Source organism: Amycolatopsis thermophila, from assembly GCF_030814215.1.
In the GTDB taxonomy this organism is placed as follows: Bacteria; Actinomycetota; Actinomycetes; order Mycobacteriales; family Pseudonocardiaceae; genus Amycolatopsis_E; species Amycolatopsis_E thermophila.
Map to the genome: position 1 here is coordinate 6836232 of NZ_JAUSUT010000001.1, position 17155 is coordinate 6853386.

Annotated in this window: 16 protein-coding genes and 1 pseudogene; 7 read left to right on the forward strand and 10 right to left on the reverse strand. The window is 69.2% G+C overall.

The window, feature by feature from the left end:
• Positions 1–120: 120 nt before the first annotated feature.
• The 9 genes from FB470_RS33465 to FB470_RS33505 form a co-directional block, all read right to left on the reverse strand.
• Positions 121–1260 (reverse strand): amidohydrolase family protein, encoded by a 1140-nt coding sequence (locus FB470_RS33465; RefSeq protein WP_306998137.1) that lies wholly within the window; start codon positions 1258–1260, stop codon positions 121–123.
• Positions 1261–1331: 71 nt separating this feature from the next.
• On the reverse strand, positions 1332–1820 hold the full coding sequence (locus FB470_RS33470; protein WP_306998139.1) for a PaaI family thioesterase: 489 nt from the start codon (positions 1818–1820) through the stop codon (positions 1332–1334).
• Between the two features lie 19 nt (positions 1821–1839).
• The gene (locus FB470_RS33475; protein WP_306998142.1) at positions 1840–2616 is read right to left on the reverse strand and encodes a crotonase/enoyl-CoA hydratase family protein; all 777 of its coding nucleotides are present in this window, start codon (positions 2614–2616) and stop codon (positions 1840–1842) included.
• Positions 2617–2624: 8 nt separating this feature from the next.
• On the reverse strand, positions 2625–4067 hold the full coding sequence (locus FB470_RS33480; RefSeq protein ID WP_306998144.1) for an aldehyde dehydrogenase family protein: 1443 nt from the start codon (positions 4065–4067) through the stop codon (positions 2625–2627).
• The gene (locus FB470_RS33485; RefSeq protein ID WP_306998146.1) at positions 4064–4858 is read right to left on the reverse strand and encodes an SDR family NAD(P)-dependent oxidoreductase; all 795 of its coding nucleotides are present in this window, start codon (positions 4856–4858) and stop codon (positions 4064–4066) included. The genes FB470_RS33480 and FB470_RS33485 overlap by 4 nt, the downstream gene beginning before the upstream one ends.
• Positions 4855–5652 (reverse strand): SDR family NAD(P)-dependent oxidoreductase, encoded by a 798-nt coding sequence (locus tag FB470_RS33490; protein WP_306998149.1) that lies wholly within the window; start codon positions 5650–5652, stop codon positions 4855–4857. Before FB470_RS33490 ends, FB470_RS33485 begins: the two co-directional genes overlap by 4 nt.
• Positions 5649–6650, reverse strand: a complete 1002-nt coding sequence (locus tag FB470_RS33495) for an acyl-CoA dehydrogenase family protein (RefSeq protein WP_306998152.1) — start codon at positions 6648–6650, stop codon at positions 5649–5651. Before FB470_RS33495 ends, FB470_RS33490 begins: the two co-directional genes overlap by 4 nt.
• Positions 6647–7810, reverse strand: coding sequence for an acyl-CoA dehydrogenase family protein (locus FB470_RS33500; protein ID WP_306998154.1), 1164 nt, complete (start codon positions 7808–7810; stop codon positions 6647–6649). The genes FB470_RS33495 and FB470_RS33500 overlap by 4 nt, the downstream gene beginning before the upstream one ends.
• A 1-nt stretch (position 7811) precedes the next feature.
• Positions 7812–8660: an SDR family oxidoreductase gene (locus tag FB470_RS33505; RefSeq protein ID WP_306998156.1), complete on the reverse strand. Its 849-nt coding sequence runs from the start codon at positions 8658–8660 to the stop codon at positions 7812–7814.
• A gap of 113 nt (positions 8661–8773) precedes the next feature.
• Between FB470_RS33505 and FB470_RS33510 the strand changes: the two genes are divergently transcribed.
• Positions 8774–9553 carry an enoyl-CoA hydratase/isomerase family protein gene (locus FB470_RS33510; RefSeq protein WP_306998157.1) on the forward strand — a complete coding sequence of 260 codons (780 nt, stop codon included), beginning with the start codon at positions 8774–8776 and terminating at the stop codon, positions 9551–9553.
• A gap of 53 nt (positions 9554–9606) precedes the next feature.
• Here the strand turns inward: FB470_RS33510 and FB470_RS33515 are convergent, their stop codons facing one another.
• Positions 9607–10350, reverse strand: coding sequence for an SDR family NAD(P)-dependent oxidoreductase (locus FB470_RS33515; RefSeq protein ID WP_306998160.1), 744 nt, complete (start codon positions 10348–10350; stop codon positions 9607–9609).
• 125 nt (positions 10351–10475) lie between these two features.
• On the opposite strand from FB470_RS33515, the gene FB470_RS33520 reads away from it, so the two are divergent.
• The 6 genes and pseudogenes from FB470_RS33520 to FB470_RS35915 form a co-directional block, all read left to right on the forward strand.
• Positions 10476–11639 (forward strand): cytochrome P450, encoded by a 1164-nt coding sequence (locus tag FB470_RS33520; RefSeq protein ID WP_306998162.1) that lies wholly within the window; start codon positions 10476–10478, stop codon positions 11637–11639.
• Positions 11640–11735: 96 nt separating this feature from the next.
• Positions 11736–12374, forward strand: a complete 639-nt coding sequence (locus FB470_RS33525; protein WP_306998164.1) for a TetR/AcrR family transcriptional regulator — start codon at positions 11736–11738, stop codon at positions 12372–12374.
• A 212-nt stretch (positions 12375–12586) separates the two neighbouring features.
• A complete protein-coding gene (locus FB470_RS33530) occupies positions 12587–14092 on the forward strand; it encodes an AMP-binding protein (protein WP_306998166.1) in 1506 nt (501 codons plus the stop codon).
• A 42-nt stretch (positions 14093–14134) separates the two neighbouring features.
• Positions 14135–15607 (forward strand): aldehyde dehydrogenase family protein, encoded by a 1473-nt coding sequence (locus tag FB470_RS33535; RefSeq protein ID WP_306998168.1) that lies wholly within the window; start codon positions 14135–14137, stop codon positions 15605–15607.
• A 30-nt stretch (positions 15608–15637) separates the two neighbouring features.
• Entirely contained in the window at positions 15638–16747 is a 1110-nt protein-coding gene (locus FB470_RS33540) for an NDMA-dependent alcohol dehydrogenase (RefSeq protein ID WP_306998170.1), read from the forward strand.
• A 308-nt stretch (positions 16748–17055) separates the two neighbouring features.
• Positions 17056–17154: pseudogene (locus FB470_RS35915) on the forward strand (IS481 family transposase); the annotation flags it as partial.
• Position 17155 lies beyond the last annotated feature (1 nt).

A 17155-nucleotide genomic window follows, 5' to 3' on the forward strand; every position in this document is an offset into this window, starting at 1 on the left:
CTCGGTACTCGGCGTTGGAGCGCCGGCTACCCGTGAAGTGCGGCGATAGGCCCATCCGCCACGTCCCGGGGTCGGGCGGGTTCTAGCCCGCCCGGTCGTCCGGGTCTTCGCGCTCCACGCTCAGTGGAAGTTGTAGAGCCGCCGCACGTTGAGCTCCACGATCTTGTGGGTGTCCTCGTCGGGGATGTCCTTGAACTGCTCCTCGGCCAGCTTCCGGCTGTTGGGCCAGTTCGAGTCCGAGTGCGGGTAGTCCGACTCCCACGTGATCAGGTCGACACCGATCGAGTCGCGGTTCTCCAGGCCGAAGTCGTCCTCGATGAAGCACCCGTGGAAGTGCCTGCGGAACAGGTCCGACGGCAGCACGTCCTGGTTGATGTTCTGGTAGAAGCGGTGCTTCTTCCACGTCGCGTCAGCGCGCTCGAGGATGTACGGGATCCAGCCGATGCCGCCCTCCGACAGCCCGAACTTCAGCTTCGGGAACTTGTGCAGGGTCGGGCTGAACAGCAGGTCTGCCGTCGCCGACATCGAGTTGGTCCCGAACAGCGTGATCATCGTCGCCATCGGCATCTCAGGCGCGGTGTTCGGCGCCGAACCCGAGCTCCCGAAGTGGATGACCAGCGGCGTGTCGGCCTCCTGCGCGGCGGCGAAGAGGCGGTCCCAGTGATTGGTGTGGAACGACGGGAGCCCGCGCGGGACCGGGTTCTCGGTGAAGCAGATGGCCTTCGCACCCTTGGCGACCGTCCGCTGCAACTCGGCGACCGACTTCTCGATGTCCCACAGCGGGAGAATGACCGCCGGGATGAAGCGGCGCGGGTCCGTGGCGCACCACTCGTCGAGCACGAAGTCGTTGTAGGCCTGGATGCATGCCTCGCGCAGACCGTCGTCACCGCGCCGCAGGAACATCGTCCCGGAGAAGCCGGGTAGCGACGGGAAGCACAGCTGGGCCCACACCCCGTCGAGGTCCATGTCCACCAGGCGTGCCTTCGGGTCGTAGCACCCGGGGATCATCTCGTCGAAGCGCACCGGGTCGACGCCCCAGTCCTCCGGCGCCTTGCCCGCCACGGCGTTCAGGCCCAGCGAGGGGTAGCGCTGGTTCGCGTAGTGCCACACCTGCTTGGGCTTACCCGAGATGCCGGGCTCCTCCACGATGCGGGGGCCCATCTCCTTGTACTTCTCCGGCAGCCGGTCCTGCCAGACCCGGGGATGCTCGATGAGGTGGTCGTCCGTAGAGAGCATCTTCATGTGGGGCTGCAGCGGCATATCCCGCCCTCCTTGTAACGAGTCGTATTTTCATTGTACATGACGTCAACTAATGCTCAGCCGTACACCGCCTATGCGGGCCGCTGCTGAGCGAGCCATTCCTTGTGGCGCTGGAAATGCCGGTCGGTCACCGCGGTGAACACCGACTCGGCCGTCGCGAGCAGCGCGTCGCTCGAGGCCAGCCGCATCTCGCCGTCGATGAACATGTCCCGGTCGAGGGTGCGCACGCGCCACGCCCGCAGCACGATGGGCTGCTCGATGGGGATGGGCCTGCGGTAGTGCACCGTGAGCGATTTGGTGACCGCAACCGGTACCCCGGCGGGGCCGGTCGTCGCGGTGCCCAGCAGCTCGTCGAACACGACCGCGGCGTACCCGCCGTGGATCACACCCGGGCCGCCTTCGACGTCCTTGCCGAAGGTGATCCGGCCGCTCACCGAGCCGTCCTCCTCCAGCCAGCGCACCAGCCCGACGCGGCAGGCGCCCTGCGGCTTGCACCCCGAGCAGTACTGCCACTCCCGAGGCGCGGTCAGCTCCCCGGCATCCTCGACACCACTGTTCATACCCCGGCCCTCCACCACGCTACGAGTTCGTCCACATCGGGTCGCGACGCTCGGAGAAGGCCCGCAAACCCTCCGCCGCGTCGTTCGAGTCGCGCACCTCGCGCGCGATCTCGTAGTTGAGCCGCCACGCGTCCTTCAGCGGCAGGTCGGCGGTCTCCTTGACGACCCGCTTCGAGCCGGCGACCGCGAGCGGTGCCTGGCGGGCGATCTTCGCGGCCATCCCGATCGCCTCGGTGAGCACCTCGTCCGCCGGGACGACCGCGTTCACCAGGCCCAGTTCGTACGCCCGCCGGGCGACGACCGGCTCTGCGGTCATCGCCATCTCGAGCGCCAGCGGAGTGGGGATCAGCCGGGCCAGCCGGAGCAGCCCGCCGCCGCCGGCCAGCCTGCCGAGGCGGACCTCCGGCAGCCCGAACATCGCGTGCTCGGCGGCGACGACGAGATCGCACGCGAGCACGACCTCGAACCCGCCGCCCAGCGCGGCGCCGTTCACCGCGGCGATCAGTGGCTTCGGGAAGTCGCGCCGGGTGATCCCGGCGAAGCCGCCGGAGATCTTCAAATGCCCGTCGGAGCCTTCGCTCGCAGCGGCCCGCACGTCCATCCCGGCGCAGAAGGACTTGTCGCCTGCACCGGTCAGCACGACCGCGCGGACCGACGGATCCTTCTCCAGCTCGTCGAAGTGGTCGTTGAGCGTCCGTGCCGTCTCGACGTCAACGGCGTTGCGGACCTCGGGCCGGTTGATCGTCAGCACCGTGACGTGGTCACGCTCGACACGGAGAACCTTGTCTGTGCCCATCTACGACCTCAGTTCCACGACAGGAGCTTGAGCTCGCAGAACTCGTCGATGCCCCACGGGCCACCCTCCCGGCCGAGCCCGCTTTCCTTGTACCCGCCGATCGGCGCGGCCTGGTTGAAGACGCCGGTGTTCACGCCGACGTTGCCGGCCCGGATCCGCCGGGCGACCGCCATCGCACGGGCGCGCTTGCGCCCGTACACCACGCCGGCGAGGCCGAAGCGGGAGTCGTTGGCGATCGCGACCGCGTCGTCGTCGTCCTTGGCCTTGATGATCGTGACGACCGGGCCGAAGACCTCCTCCTGCGCGAGGTGGGCCTTGTTGTCGGCAAGCACGACGGTCGGCTGGAAGTAGTAGCCGCGGCCGAACCCTGGGTGGCGCGCTCCGCCGACGACGACCTTCGCGCCGTCGTCATCCGCCGTCGCCAGGTGCGCCTCGACCCGTTCGCGCTGTGCGGCGCTGATCAGCGGGCCCACCTGGGTCTTGGGGTCCGCGGGGTCGCCGACGACGGTCGCCTCGACCGCGGCCGAGACCTTTTCGACCACTTCGTCGTAACGCGACTCGGCGACGATGATGCGGGTGGTCGCGCCGCAGGACTGGCCAGCATTGACCACGAAGCCGCCCACGAGAGCGGGCACGATGCCGTCGATGTTCGCGTCGTCGAGAACGATGGCGGGCGACTTGCCGCCCAGCTCCAGCACGACACGCTTGAAGCTCGCCGCACCGGCCTGCAGCACCGAGCGGCCGACCGGCACCGAGCCGGTGAACGACACGGCGTCCACGCCGCGGTGGGCGACGAGGCCGGCACCGATGTGCGGCCCGTCGCCGACGACGAGGTTGAGCACCCCCGGCGGAAGCTCGGCCTCTTCCGCGGCCCGAGCCAGTTCGTACGAGATGAGCGGCGCGATCTCGTTCGGCTTGTAGACGACTGTGCAGCCCGCGGCGAGCGCGGCGCCGAGCTTCCACGTCGCGATGAGGAACGGGAAGTTGTAGGCGCACAAGGACGCCACGACACCGACGGGCTCGCGGACGACCACGCCGGGAACGTTCGTGACGGGCACCGGGGGCACCGGCTCGTCGTCGCGGCGGCCGGCCATCTCCGCCAGGTAGCGCCAGTGGTCCAGTGGGCGCGCGACCTGCAGGCCGCGGGTCAGCGACACCGGCGTGCCGACGTCGGCGACCAGCCGCTTCGCGATCTCGTCCCGCCTGCGCTCGAGCGCGCCGGCGAGCCGGAACAGCGCGGCGCTGCGCTCGCGGGGCGCCATGCGTGGCCACGGGCCCTCGTCGAAAGCCCTGCGAGCGGCGGAAACCGCAGCATCCATATCGGACTCACTCGCACCGCCGACAGTACCGATCCGCTCCTCGGTCGCCGGATTCTCGACCGTGATGGCGCCGCCCGTCGCGGGTGCCCACCGGCCGTCGACGAACAGCTCGGGTTCTTCGTACACGCTCATCCCTGCTTTCCTTCGGATGCGGCTGATTGGCGCACCTTGCGCGGTCGTGGCCTGGGAACGGCGAGCGGGCCGCCGCCGTCGACGGCGATGACCTGTCCGTTGACCATGGCGGCCTCCTCCCGGGCGAGGAACGCCACGACCGAGGCGACCTCTCCCGGTTCGACCGTGCGGGGGTTGGACTGCGCCGAGAGGGTGTTCTCCAGGTGCTCCCCCATCCCGGACGTCATGTCGGTGAGGACGATCCCCGGGGACACGACGTTGACGGTGACGCCGTCGGGCGCGACCTCCTGGGCGAGCACCCGGGACAGCTGGTTGACCCCGGCCTTGGTCACGCCGTAGAGGGCCGAGCCCGGCAGCGGGATCGACCCCGCGGGTGAGCTGATGCTGATGACGCGGCCCCAGCCAGTGGACGCCATGCCGGGCAGCACCCGCTTGGTCATCGCGAAGACGCCGGTGAGGTTCGTCGCGATGCTGGCGTCCCAGTCCTCGTCGGTGAAGCGGTGGCTCGCGCCCACCGCGCGGACGCCCGCGTTGTTCACGAGCACCTGTGGGGTCCCCAGCTCGGACTCCACGGCGGACACGCACTCGTCGACCGAGGCCGCGTCGCCGACGTCGCAGCGGATGGCGACCGCCCGCCCGCCTCCGCGGCGCAGTTCGTCGACCAGCTTGTCGGCGCGGCCCGGGTTCGAGGCGAACGTGACGGCCACCGCCAGCCCGTCCGCGGCCAGCGCGCGTGTGATCGCGCTCCCGATGCCGCCGGCCCCGCCGGTCACCAGTGCGACGCGGGTCATGGCGCGCTCCTTTCGCCCGTGCGGTCCTGTTTCTTCGGCACCCGAGGCAGGAACGTCGGGCCGCCGCCGTCGACCGCAAGGATGTGCCCGTTGATCGCGGCCGCCTCGTCACTGACGAGAAACGCGAGCGCGGCTGCGATCTCGCCGGGCTCGATCGGGCGTTTCAGCGACTGCGCCTGCACGTTCAGGTCGAGGATCGCGTCGCCGTGCCTGGTCAGCATGTCGCTGGCCACGACACCGGGAGACAGGGCATTGGAGGTCACGCCCTTGTTGGCGACCTCCAGCGCGACGACGCGGGTGAACATGTTCAGCCCGGCCTTGCTCGCGCCGTAGGGGCCCGCCGCCAGGAACGGCGTCTGGCCGGCGGCGGAGCTGATGTTGACCACGCGGCCCCAGCCGGCCTCGAACATCGCGGGCAGGCACTCGCGGACCAGGAACGCCGGACCGGTGAGGTTGACCTGGATCAGCCGCTCCCACTCGTCCGCCGTGTGCCGCACGACGGTCTTGCCGACGTTCACGCCCGCGTTGTTGACGACCACGGAAACCTGGCCGAGCCGCTCGCGGACCTCGGCAAGGCCGCTGCGGATCGTGTCGCGGCCGGACAGGTCGAACGCCACCGGGATCGCGGTGCCCCCGTCGGCGGTGATCTTCTCCGCCAGTGCCGTCGCCCGCTCCTCGCCCGAGGAGTACCCGATGGCCACGGGGTGACCGGCGGCGGCCAGTGCCTGCGACAGCGCGCTACCGATCCAGCCCGCTCCCCCGGTCACGAGTGCCGGACGGTTCTGCGCGCTCACGCGGTCCTCCCTTCCGCCAGCAGCGACTGGCCGATCCCGAGCGCGACCTGCGGGGCGGAACCGAACGCGGAGCTCAGCGCGTGCGCGCGCTTGAGGTAGAGGTGCACGTCGGCTTCCCACGTGTAGCCGAGCGCGCCGAACACCTGGACCGCCGTGCGCGAGTTCGCGAGGAACCGTTTCGTGGCGACGAGCCAGGCCATGTGGATCTCCTGCGCGGAGGACTCGACCCCGTTTTCGGCCGCATGCAAAGCGGCCCACAGCGCGGAGGACTCCGCGGCGTGCGCCGCGACCGACATGTCCGCGCACAGGTGCTTGACCGCTTGGAAACTGCCGAGGGGCCTGCCGAACTGCGTGCGCGACTTGGCGTGCTCGACGGCGAGCCCGGTGACGGCGTCCGCTCCCCCGGCGGCGGCCGCCGCGGTCAGGGCCGCGCCCTCCAGGCGCAGTGCACGGGCCAGCTCCGGGCCGCCCACCCTGTCCGTGGCGCCGAGGCCGGTGATCTCGTACAGCGTGCGGGTCGGGTCGAAACTCTTGCGCGGCTTGACTTCCAGCTGCGCGGCGGGCGCGGCCACAACCTCGTCGCCGGCCACGACGAGAACCACGTCGGCCACGTCGAGGTCTTCGACCAGCAGTGGGCGTCCTTCGACGCGCACAGCACCGGCGACGACGAGCGTCCCGTCCGCGGCGCCCGCGTACTCGTCCCCCCGCAAGTGGGTGGCAGCCAGGTGGGTCCACAGCAGCGGGCCCGTGACCAGCGCACGCCCGATCTCGAGGAACAGCAGACTCGCGTGCACCATCGACAGGCCCGCACCACCGGCTTCCTCGGGCACTCGCAGGGAGAACCAGCCCTGGTCCGCGGCCTGCTTCCAGAAGGCCTTCGACGGCCGCTGGCCGTCGTCGGCGAACCTGCGCAGCGTGCCACGGTCGAAGCGATCCTCGCAGAACTCGCGGACGGACTCGGCGAGCTGCCGCTCGAGGTCGTCGTATTCCAGGTTCACCGCTTGCCTCCCTCACGGGGCAGCCCGAGCACGCGCTCCCCGACGATGTTGCGCTGGATCTGCGAGGCACCGGCCGCGATCGACGACGACAACGTGCGCAGATACCGGGCAGTCCACTCGCCGGGGACCTCGTCGTAGGCGGTGATCTCGGGGCCGAGCACGTCCGTGACGAGGCGCCCGATCCGCTGGTCCAGCTCGGCGAAGAACAGCTTCAGCCGCGAGCCCTCGGACCCGGGGTCGGCGCCGGCCGCCAGTTTGGACAGCTCGCGGTAGACCATCGACCGCAGCGACGAGACCTCCGCGGCACATTCGCCCAGCTCCTGCCACGCGGACACGCCGGCGCCGCAGCGATCCAGCAGTCGCGCGACCAACTGCACCCGTTGCCGCAGGCGCAGCTCCCGGTCGGCGAACGCGGTGGAGCGCTCGAAGCCCAGGGTGGTCATCGCGACCTTCCAGCCCTCGCCGACCTCGCCGAGCACGTTGGCGAGCGGGATCCGCACGTCGTCGAAGAAGACTTCGTTGAACTCCGGGCACTCGTCGATCTGCACGATGTTGCGGATCGTGATGCCCGGGGTGTCCATGTCGACGACGACGTAGGTCAGGCCGCGGTGACGGTCCTCCTGCGCGCCGGTACGGACGATCAGCTCGCCGACGTCGGCCACGTGGGCGTTGCTGTTCCAGATCTTCGAGCCGTTGACCACCAGGTGGTCACCCTCGACGCGGGCCCGGCAGCGGATGCCCGCGAGGTCGGACCCCGCCTCGGGTTCGCTGAAGCCCTGGCACCACATCTGGTCGCCGCGCAGAATCGCGGGCAGCCACCGGCTCCGCTGCTCGGGCGTGCCGACCCGCATGATCGTCGGCCCCGCGTGGTAGAGCCCCACGAAGTTGAGACCCGGCTGCGGCGCGTCGAGCTCGGCGGTCACCTCGTGGTAGACCAGCTGCTCGATCAGCGTCGCGCCGAGCCCGCCGAACTCCTTCGGCCAGGAGACGCCCGCCCAGCCGGCCTTGTACATGGCCTGCTGCCAGCGCCGATCGAACTCGCGGCGCGCCGGTGAGTCGTTGAAGTCCGGTCGGTCGGCGAAGTCGGGCAGGACGTCGCCGAGCCAGGCCCGCAGCCGGTGCTCGAAGTCCCTTTCCCTGTCGCTCGGTCGCAGTTCCACGTCAGCGCTTCTCCCGCGTGGGCATCCCGCGCTCCGCGATCTGCTGCGGCACCGTCTTGTATTCCGGTGTGAGGTGCCCGCGCCGCAGCCAGTTCGCGCCGTCCATCACGAGCGTGTGCCCGCTGACGTACGCGCCGTCCGGTCCGCACAGGAACACCGCGGCGCGGCCCAGCTCCCACACCTCGCCGGCGCGGCCCAGCGGCACGACTTTCGCCGCCCGCGCGTACGCGTCCTCGATGGACTCCTCGGGGTGCATCTGCGCCTGCACGGTCGGGTTCGGGAAGATACCCGGCGCCAGCCCGTTGACCCGGATGCCGTGCGCGCCCCACTCGACCGCGAGGGTCTGGGTGAGGTTCGCGACCGCCGCCTTCGAGGCCGCCGAGGCCGCGAGGCCCGGGCAGCCGCTGTAGATGTGGGTCGAGACCACGTTCAGGATCGCGCCCGGATGCTTGGCCTCGATCCAGTGCCGCCCGGCGGCCCACGAGCACAGGAATGTGCCGTTGACCACGATGTCCACGATCGTCCGCCACCCGTTCGGCGTGTACTCCTCGGCCGGCAGCACGAAGTTGCCCGCGGCGTTGTTGACCAGGATGTCGAGCCGCCCGTGATCCCGGACTGTCGCGTCGACCATCGCTTGCACCGCGTCCGCATCACGGATGTCGACCTGGTGCGCCGAAGCGGAGCCGCCCGCCTGCTCGATCGCGGCCACCCCGTCCTTCAGATGTTCCAGGCCTCGTGAGGCGACGACGACGTGCGCCCCTTCCTTGGCCAGTTCGACCGCGATACCGCGGCCCAGTCCCGTGCCGCCGCCGGTCACGATCGCGACCTGGCCCTTCAACGCGTCAGCCACTCAAGCTCCCACCACCGCTGGACGATTACTCAATCACCGTACTCCATAGTCATCGACTCAACAATGCGTCTAGTATTTTCGACGAGACCCGGCTGGTGACGAGGAGAGTGCGCGTGTACGAGACGATCAAGCTGGAGAAGAAGGACCACATCGCCACCCTGACCCTGAATCGGCCGGAGCGGCTGAACGCCTTCACGCCGACGATGCTGGACGAGGTCTCGCACGCCTGGCAGGACATCCGCTACGACGACGACGTCCACGTCGTGGTGCTGACCGGCGCGGGCCGGGCGTTCTGCTCCGGGGTCGACCGCGCCCAGAGCATCACCGACACGCCCAACGTGTGGAACCGCGAGGACGCCGGGCGACGCAAGCTCGGACCGAAGTCGAACAGCTGCTGGAAGCCCGTCGTGCTGGCGGTCAACGGACTCGCCGCCGGTGGGGCGTTCTACTTCCTCAACGAGGCCGACATCGTCATCTGCAGCGAGAACGCCACGTTCTTCGACCCGCACCTGACCTACCACCTCGCGTCCACCTGCGAGCCCATCGGCGCACTGGCCCGGATGCCCTACAGCGAGGTGATGCGCATGGTGTTGCTCGGCAACCACGAGCGCATCGGCCCGGACAGGGCGCTCGCACTCGGGCTGGTATCCGACGTGCTCCCCCAGGACGGGCTCATGGACGAGGCGCACTCGCTGGCCGCGAAGATCGCCGAAGCCTCGCCGCGGGCAGTCCAGGGCTCGGTCCGCGGCGTCTGGACGGCGTTGCACTCCGTGTGGGCGGGCGGACTCGACCACGCGATCGTCTACCCCACGATCGGCAACGACCCCGAGGCGGTGGCCGAGGGCGTCGCCAAACTCAAGTCGGGCAAGCGGCTGGAATACCGCGTCCGCTGACGCCGGTCCGTCGCCGCGGCCGCGAGGCCGCGGCGACGACCGCCCGGACCGCCTCACAGCAACGACCGGCCACCGTCGACGACCACGCACTGCCCGGTGATGAACGACGACTCGTCCGAGACGAGGAAAGACACGAGGTTCGCCACGTCCTCGGGGCGCCCCAGCCGTTCCTGCGGGATCTGACCCTCGAGGATCGTCCGCAGCCGCGGACCGGCCTCGGCGATCAGCGGGGTGTCGATGGTGCCCGGGCACACCGCGTTGACCCGGATCCCGCGCCCCGCGTACTCCACCGCGGCCTGTTTCGTCATCATCACGACCGCACCCTTGCTCATCGCGTAAGCGCTGGACTTGGGGCTGGGGATGATCCCGCCGATCGACGCGGTGTTCACCACGGCGCCGCCACCGGAGTCGAGCAACAACCTCAGGCCGTGCCGCAGGACGAGGTACGCCCCACGCGTGTTGACCGCCATCACGCGATCGAAATCGTCGATCGGGTACTCGTGCAGGTACGCGCGCCCGCCACCGACACCGGCGTTGTTGGCCAGGATGTCGAGACCACCGGCCACTTCTTCGACCCGCGCGAAAAGTTCGGCCACGTCTCCGGAATCCCGCACGTCACAGGAAATCTCCGTGACGCACCCCGCAGTGGACGCGATCGAATCCGACCATCCGGCCTCGGCGACGTCGGCTCCGAACACGTGCGCCCCGTCGCGCACAAGCCGTTCGGCGACGGCGCGGCCGATGCCACTCGCCGCCCCCGTCACCACCGCGCGCCTGCCGCTCAACCGTCCCGCCATCCGCACATCCCTCTTCTCGCGTGGTGGATCCTCGACCACACAAGGGATACCAGTATATACTGCGTCAGTAAACGAACTGTTCGTATAACGAAGTTGGCCGCCGCCCCAGCAGTGGAGATTGCCCGATGGAATACGATCCCTACTCGCCGACGATCCAGCGGGACCCGTTCCCGACCTACCGCTGGCTGCGAGACGAACGACCGGTCTACTACAACGACCGCCTGAAGTTCTGGGCACTCTCGCGCTTCGACGACGTCCTCGCGGCACTGGTCGACTGGCGGACGTACTCGTCCGCGCAGGGTGTCACGATCGAGCGGTTCGACAAGCCGCTGCCGATGATGATCCAGTCGGACCCGCCCTACCACCGCGGGTTGCGCAGCCTGGTCAGCGCCGCCTTCACCCCGCGGCGCATCCGCGAGCTCACCGACTGGATCCGGTCGACCACGCAGCAGTACCTCGACCCGCTGATCGGCTCCGGCGGTTTCGACATCGTCAAGGAGTACAGCTTCCTGCTGCCCAACGAACTGTTCTGCGAACTGTTCGGGGTTCCGACGCAGGACCGCGTCCGCGTCAAGGAACTGTTCCACGCGGGCTTCTTCCGCGACGGCCCCGAGCTGCCGCAGAGCGCCCGCAGCGCGCTGCGGGAAGTGCAGGCGTACTTCCGGGACCTGATCAAGGAACGGCGGCGCAAGCCCGACGACGGCTTCCTGACGCAGCTGATCTCCTCGCAATTCACCGAAGAAGACGGTCGTCTCCGCGACCTCACCGACGACGAGCTGCTCGGGTTCTGCTGGCTGCTCGTCTCCGCCGGCGGCGACACGTCGGCGAAGAACATCCCGAACACGCTGCTGCTGCTGGCCGAGCACCCGGATCAGCGCAAGGAACTCATCGACGACCCGAGCCTCGTGCCGAACGCGGTCGAGGAGGCGCTTCGGCACAGCGGGCCCGCGCACTACCAGGGCCGGTGGACCACCCGGCCAGTGGAACTGCACGGCACGACGATCCCGGAGGGTGAGCGCGTCGTGCTCATCACCGCGGCGGCCAACCGGGACGAGCGGCAGTTCGACAATCCCGACCAGTTCGACATCCACCGCAAGATCCAACGGCACGTGGCCTTCGGGTTCGGCATCCACCTGTGCATCGGCGCCCACCTGGCACGCATGCAGGCGAAGATCGGGATCGAGGAGTTCCTCGCGAGGTTCCCCGACTACACGTTCGACGAATCGGGGCTCGAGCGGGCGCCGTCGGGCAACATCGTCGGCTGGGCCAAGGTTCCGGTCTTCATTTGAGGACGCCCGCCCACACCCTGGCGTCCCGGTCCGTGATTTTCCGGATGTGCAACCGAACCAGTGCAGCCCGCCCGAGCCAAGCGGTGGAGTTCGACGATGGCACGTACCTCTGACACGCACCGCCCGCGCTCACTCCGCGCCGAGCAGAAGGAGCTGACGCGGCGCAAACTGGTCGCCGCGGCCAAGAAGGTTTTCGGCAGCAAGGGCTACGCCGGCACGAGCATCGACGACATCGTCGCGGCGGCCGGCGCGAGCCGAGGTACGTACTATCTGTACTTCCGGAACAAGTGCGAGGTCGCGGCGGAGCTGATCGCGGAGTACACGGTCGAAGCCGAAGCGTTGCTCACCGATCTCACGCAGCAGTCCGACCCGGACCGCGACAAGGTCAAGGCGTGGCTCGAAGCGTACTTCGCCTTGTTCTCCCGCCATCGTTCGAGCATCCGGGCGTGGATGCAGGCCGAGAGCATCGAGCGCAGCCTGCGCGTGGTGAGCGACCAGCGGCTGGAGAGGTTCCTCGGCCGCCTCACCACGTGGATCGGTGAAAACCGCCGTCGCGCGGGTCTCCCGGAGCCGGACGAGATCTCCCACAGCAGAGCCGTTCTGCTGGTGGCCCAACTCGAACGGCTGGCCTACTTCATGCTTGTCCGGAAGTGGGAGATGGACGAGGGTGGTGTCATCGAGTCGCTGGCCGACGCCTGGGAGTTGAGCGTACTGGCCCATCCGGCGGCGAGGTAGCGGATTCCGAACGGGCTCCCTACCCGGTTCGAAATTGCCCGTAGACGAACAGCGGGAACAAACTCTAGTCTTCTGATTAATCGTCGTACAGTGCGTCAGCGTAGCTGACCTTCGTCCAAGGAGGGGCGTTGGGACTTGAATTGACACAGTCCGGCGTAGGCAGTCCTGTCAACCGGGTACCGAGTCATCCCCACGAGATCGTTCTTCGGACGATGCTTGAACACCAGGCCGCCAAGATCGCGGGCAACGAGGCGATCCGCTTCGAAGACGGTGAACGGTGGACCTACGAGGAACTCGTGCACCAGGGTTACGCCGCCGCGAACGTACTGGCCGGGCGCGGCGTGCGCCGGGGCCAGACCGTTCTGGTGTTCCTGCCGAACGGCCCGGACTGGATTCGCGCCTGGCTGGGCATCGCGTTCCTCGGCGCGATCGTGGTCCCGGTCAACACGGCCGCGAAGGGCAAGTTCCTCGCGCACATCTGCCAGGACTCCCGCGCCGAGCTGATCATCACCGACCGGAACCTGGCCACCCGGCTGGAGCAGGTCGACGTGCGGCTGCAGCGCCTGCTCGGCGCCGAGCTCGCCACCGGCGACCGCAGGGCCCCGTCGCTGGACCGGCCGCTCGAACCCTGGGACCCGATCTACATCAACTACACGTCGGGCACCACGGGCCCGTCGAAGGGGGCGCTCACCAGCAACCTGTGCGCGGCGATGACCGCGCACGAGCCGTTCAACAAGTACGTGCGGCCGACCGACTGCCTGCTGGCGGACCTGCCGATGTTCCACACGTCGGGCCAGGCGCCGACCTTCGGGTTCTGGTCCGCCGGCGCCCGCGTGGTGCGGCGTGAAGTCTTCAGCGCGTCGCGGTACCTCGACATCGCGCGTGAAGAGGGGGTGACGCACAGCTTCCTCGTCGGCACGATGGCCGGAATGCTCCTGGCCCAGCCGGAGAAGCCGGACGATGCGGACAACCCGCTGCGGCGGATCCTGGTCACTCCGATGGTGGGCGACCCGGAGGGCTTCATGCGCCGGTTCGGACTGGAGAACATCTTCGTCTGCTACGGCCCCACCGAGACCGGCGCGGTCACGATCCTCAACGACCCCACGCCGAACACGAAGGCGCTGGGCGTGCCTCGCGCCGGCCTCGATGTCCGCGTCGTCGACGAGCACGACATCCCGGTTCCGGACGGCACCCCGGGCGAGCTCATCGTCCGGTCGGACCGCCCGTGGGAGCTCATGACCGAGTACTGGGGCCGGCCCGAGGCGACCGTGAAGGCGTGGCGCAACGGCTGGTACCACACCGGCGACGCGGTCGTGCGGGAACCGGACGGGCAGCTCTACTTCAGCGACCGCATCACCGACTCGCTGCGCCGCCGCGGGGAGAACATCTCGAGCTTCGAGGTCGAGAGCAGCGGCCTGTCGTTCCCCGGCGTGCAGGAGATCGCCTGCGTGTCGGTGCCGGGCGACCTCGATGGCGACATCGAGGTGAAGGTCTACGTCGTGCCCCAGCCCGGCAAGACCGTCGCACCGGATGAGCTGGTGCTGCACATGGCCCGCGAGCTCCCCTACTTCGCCGTCCCGCGGTTCGTCGAACTCGTCGACGAGCTGCCCAAGACTCCGACCGCGAAGATCCGGAAGGTGGAGCTGCGTGAACGGGGCAACGGCCCGCAGACCTGGGACCGGGTCGCGGCGAAGATCGCGATCAACCGCACCACCTGACACGCCTGCCCACCATCCATTGAGGACAGACCAGGAGAGGCAATGACGCCTACCGGAACGCTTTCCGCCGAGACACAGAGCTTCCTGAAACAGCCGATGCGAAACCTCATCGGCGGCGACTTCAAGGCCGGCCGCGGTGAGGAGTTGGCTGTCGTCGACCCCGCGACCGAAAACACCATCGCCGAGTTCCCCGGTGCGGGCAGGGACGACGTCGCCGACGCCGTGGCCGCGGCGCGGACGGCCTTCGACGACGGCCGCTGGCGTTCGCTGCCGCCGGCCCAGAAGGAGAAGGTGCTGCACAAGCTGGGCGAGTTGATGGAGCGCGACCTCCAACAGCTGAGCGAGCTCGACACGCTGGACAACGGCATGCCGCTGGCTTTCGCCCAGTACGCGGTGGGCTTCGCCATCGACACCCTCCGGTACTACGCGGGCTGGCCGACCAAGATCGAGGGCACGCTCAACCCCGTGCCGGGCGAGTACTTCAGCTACTCCAGCCGCGAGCCGATCGGGGTGTGCGCGGGCATCACGCCGTGGAACGCGCCGGTCAGCGTGGCGATCAACAAGATCGTTCCGGCGCTCGCGTGCGGGAACACCGTCGTGCTCAAGCCCGCTGAGCAGACACCGCTCAGTGCCGTGCGGCTGGCGGAGCTGTGCGTCGAGGCGGGCATCCCGCCCGGCGTCGTGAACGTCGTGAACGGGGACGGGCCGACCGTGGGCGCGGCGCTGGTGAACCACCCGGAGGTCGACAAGATCTCCTTCACCGGCTCCACCGCCACCGGCCGCCTGATCCAGGCCCAGGCGGCCGAGACGATGAAGCGGGTGACGCTCGAGCTCGGCGGCAAGAGCCCGAACATCGTCTGCGCCGACGCGGACCTCGACGCGGCCACCGGCGGCTCGCTGATGGCGGCGTTCGCCAACTCGGGCCAGGTCTGCTACGCCGGGACCCGGCTGTTCGTCGAGCGCTCCATCCACGACGAGTTCGTCCAGCGGCTCGTCGCCGCGTCCGGCGCGATGACCGTCGGCGGCGGGTTCGACCCGGCGTCGCAGCTCGGCCCGCTCGTGTCGGCCGAGCAGCTGGACCGCGTCCAGTCCTACATCAAGATCGGCGTCGACGAGGGCGCCGAACTCGTCGCCGGCGGCGAGCGGGTTGGCGACAACGGCTACTTCGTGGCGCCGACGATCTTCGCGAACGTGTCGAACTCGATGCGCATCGCCCGCGAGGAGATCTTCGGGCCGGTGGTCTCGGTGATCCCCTTCGACGACGAGGAGGAGGCGCTGCGCCTGGCGAACGACTCCGAGTACGGACTGGGGGCCGGTGTGTGGACCCGGGATGTGTCCCGCGCGCACCGCCTCGCGGCCGGCATCCGCTCGGGCATCGTGTGGGTCAACACCTACGGCGACCTGCTCCCGAGCTTCCCGTTCGGCGGCTACAAGCAGTCCGGCTACGGCCGTGAGTTCGGCAGCGCCTCGATCGACACCTACACCGAAACCAAAACCGTTCTGCTCCGCCTCTGACCCTCGACGAAGACGAAGAAGGGCAAGTACATGAAGATTCCTGCCGCGGTCCTGTTCGGGGTCAAGGAGGACTACCGGATCGAGGAGATCGAGCTCGACCCGCCCAACCCGCACGAGGTGACCGTCAAGCTGGCGGCCTCGGGCCTGTGCCACTCCGACGACCACTCCGTGACCGGCGACGTGCCGTGTCCTTTCCCGATCATCGGCGGGCACGAGGGCGCGGGCGTGGTCACCGAGGTCGGGTCGCAGGTCACGGCGCTGAAGGAAGGCGACCACGTCCTGCTGCACCCGGTGCCCAACTGCGGGGAGTGCCGCTGGTGTGTGTCCGGGCGCGCGAATCTGTGCGACAACGGCGCCTTCGCGCTCACCGGTTACGCGCCCGACGGCACCTACCGCCGCCGGCTGAACGGCGAGAACATCGGGGCGTACGTCCAGTTGGGCACCTTCGCCACGCACACCACCGTGTCCGAGACCCAGGTCGTGAAGATCCCCGAGGACATCCCACTGCAGACCGCCGCGCTCATCGGCTGCGGGGTCACGACCGGATTCGGCGCCGCCACGAAGGTCGCCGACGTCAAACCGGGTGACGTGGTCGTCGTCGTGGGTGTCGGCGGGGTGGGCACGAGCGCCGTGCAGGGTGCCCGGATCGCCGGGGCCAGCACCGTCGTCGCCGTCGAGCCGCTGCAGTTCCGCCGCGAGTTCGCGCTCACGATGGGCGCCACGCACACCGCCGCGTCCGTCGACGAGGCGACCGATCTCGTGCGCGAGGCGACCCGCGGGGTGATGGCCGACGTCGTCATCGTGACCGTCGGCGTGCTGCACGGCGACCTGCTGGCCCCGGTCATGGGCCTGACCTCCAAGGGCGGCAAGGCCGTCATCACGTCGGTGGCGCCGATCGCGGAGACCACGGCCGCCGTGTCGCTGTTCGACCTGGCGATGTCGAACAAGCGGATCTACGGCCACGTCTTCGGGGAGGCCAATCCGGCGGAGGACTTCCGCCGCCTGATCGAGCTGTACCGGACCGGCCTGCTCAAGCTCGACGAGATGATCACCACCCGGTACTCGCTCGACCAGATCAACGAGGGCTACCGGGCGATGCACTCCGGGGCGAACATCCGCGGCCTCATCACCTACGACTGAGCCGCACCGACGAGAACGGGGCCCCGGCAGGTACGTACCCGCCGGGGCCCCGTTCTCGTCGGTGCGGGTCCAGCTCGGGTATTGACCTGTTCGGCGGGGCCGTGGGTTGCCGGACTTCGATTTCGTTGGTGCAGGCGGCGATCACCAGCCTCGAACCGGCGGAGGAACGCCTGCCGGGCCAGGGCTAGATGTGTTGTTCGGGGACGTTGGTGATGGGCTGACACGCTTGGGATGATCTTGATGTGGGTGAGGACCTCCGGGTTCGGTGTGGATCGCGACATCAACAGCCGAACACCAGGAGGTCCTCGATGGTCCACCGTAACGCGCTCTTGACTCCGACGGGCCGGCTGAGGCTGGCCCGGTGTGTCGTGGAGCAGGAGACCTGGAACCGTTCCGCTGCCCGCCGCA

Excerpts from the sequence above, each read along its gene's own strand:
- FB470_RS33520 (WP_306998162.1), top strand. The coding sequence starts at position 10,476 with ATGGAATACGATCCCTACTCGCCGACGATCCAGCGGGACCCGTTCCCG.
- FB470_RS33465 (WP_306998137.1), bottom strand. The coding sequence starts at position 1,260 with ATGCCGCTGCAGCCCCACATGAAGATGCTCTCTACGGACGACCACCTC.
- FB470_RS33515 (WP_306998160.1), bottom strand. The coding sequence starts at position 10,350 with ATGGCGGGACGGTTGAGCGGCAGGCGCGCGGTGGTGACGGGGGCGGCG.
- FB470_RS33480 (WP_306998144.1), bottom strand. The coding sequence starts at position 4,067 with ATGAGCGTGTACGAAGAACCCGAGCTGTTCGTCGACGGCCGGTGGGCA.
- FB470_RS33485 (WP_306998146.1), bottom strand. The coding sequence starts at position 4,858 with ATGACCCGCGTCGCACTGGTGACCGGCGGGGCCGGCGGCATCGGGAGC.
- FB470_RS33470 (WP_306998139.1), bottom strand. The coding sequence starts at position 1,820 with ATGAACAGTGGTGTCGAGGATGCCGGGGAGCTGACCGCGCCTCGGGAG.
- FB470_RS33475 (WP_306998142.1), bottom strand. The coding sequence starts at position 2,616 with ATGGGCACAGACAAGGTTCTCCGTGTCGAGCGTGACCACGTCACGGTG.
- FB470_RS33540 (WP_306998170.1), top strand. The coding sequence starts at position 15,638 with ATGAAGATTCCTGCCGCGGTCCTGTTCGGGGTCAAGGAGGACTACCGG.
- FB470_RS33535 (WP_306998168.1), top strand. The coding sequence starts at position 14,135 with ATGACGCCTACCGGAACGCTTTCCGCCGAGACACAGAGCTTCCTGAAA.
- FB470_RS33530 (WP_306998166.1), top strand. The coding sequence starts at position 12,587 with ATGCTTGAACACCAGGCCGCCAAGATCGCGGGCAACGAGGCGATCCGC.
- FB470_RS33525 (WP_306998164.1), top strand. The coding sequence starts at position 11,736 with ATGGCACGTACCTCTGACACGCACCGCCCGCGCTCACTCCGCGCCGAG.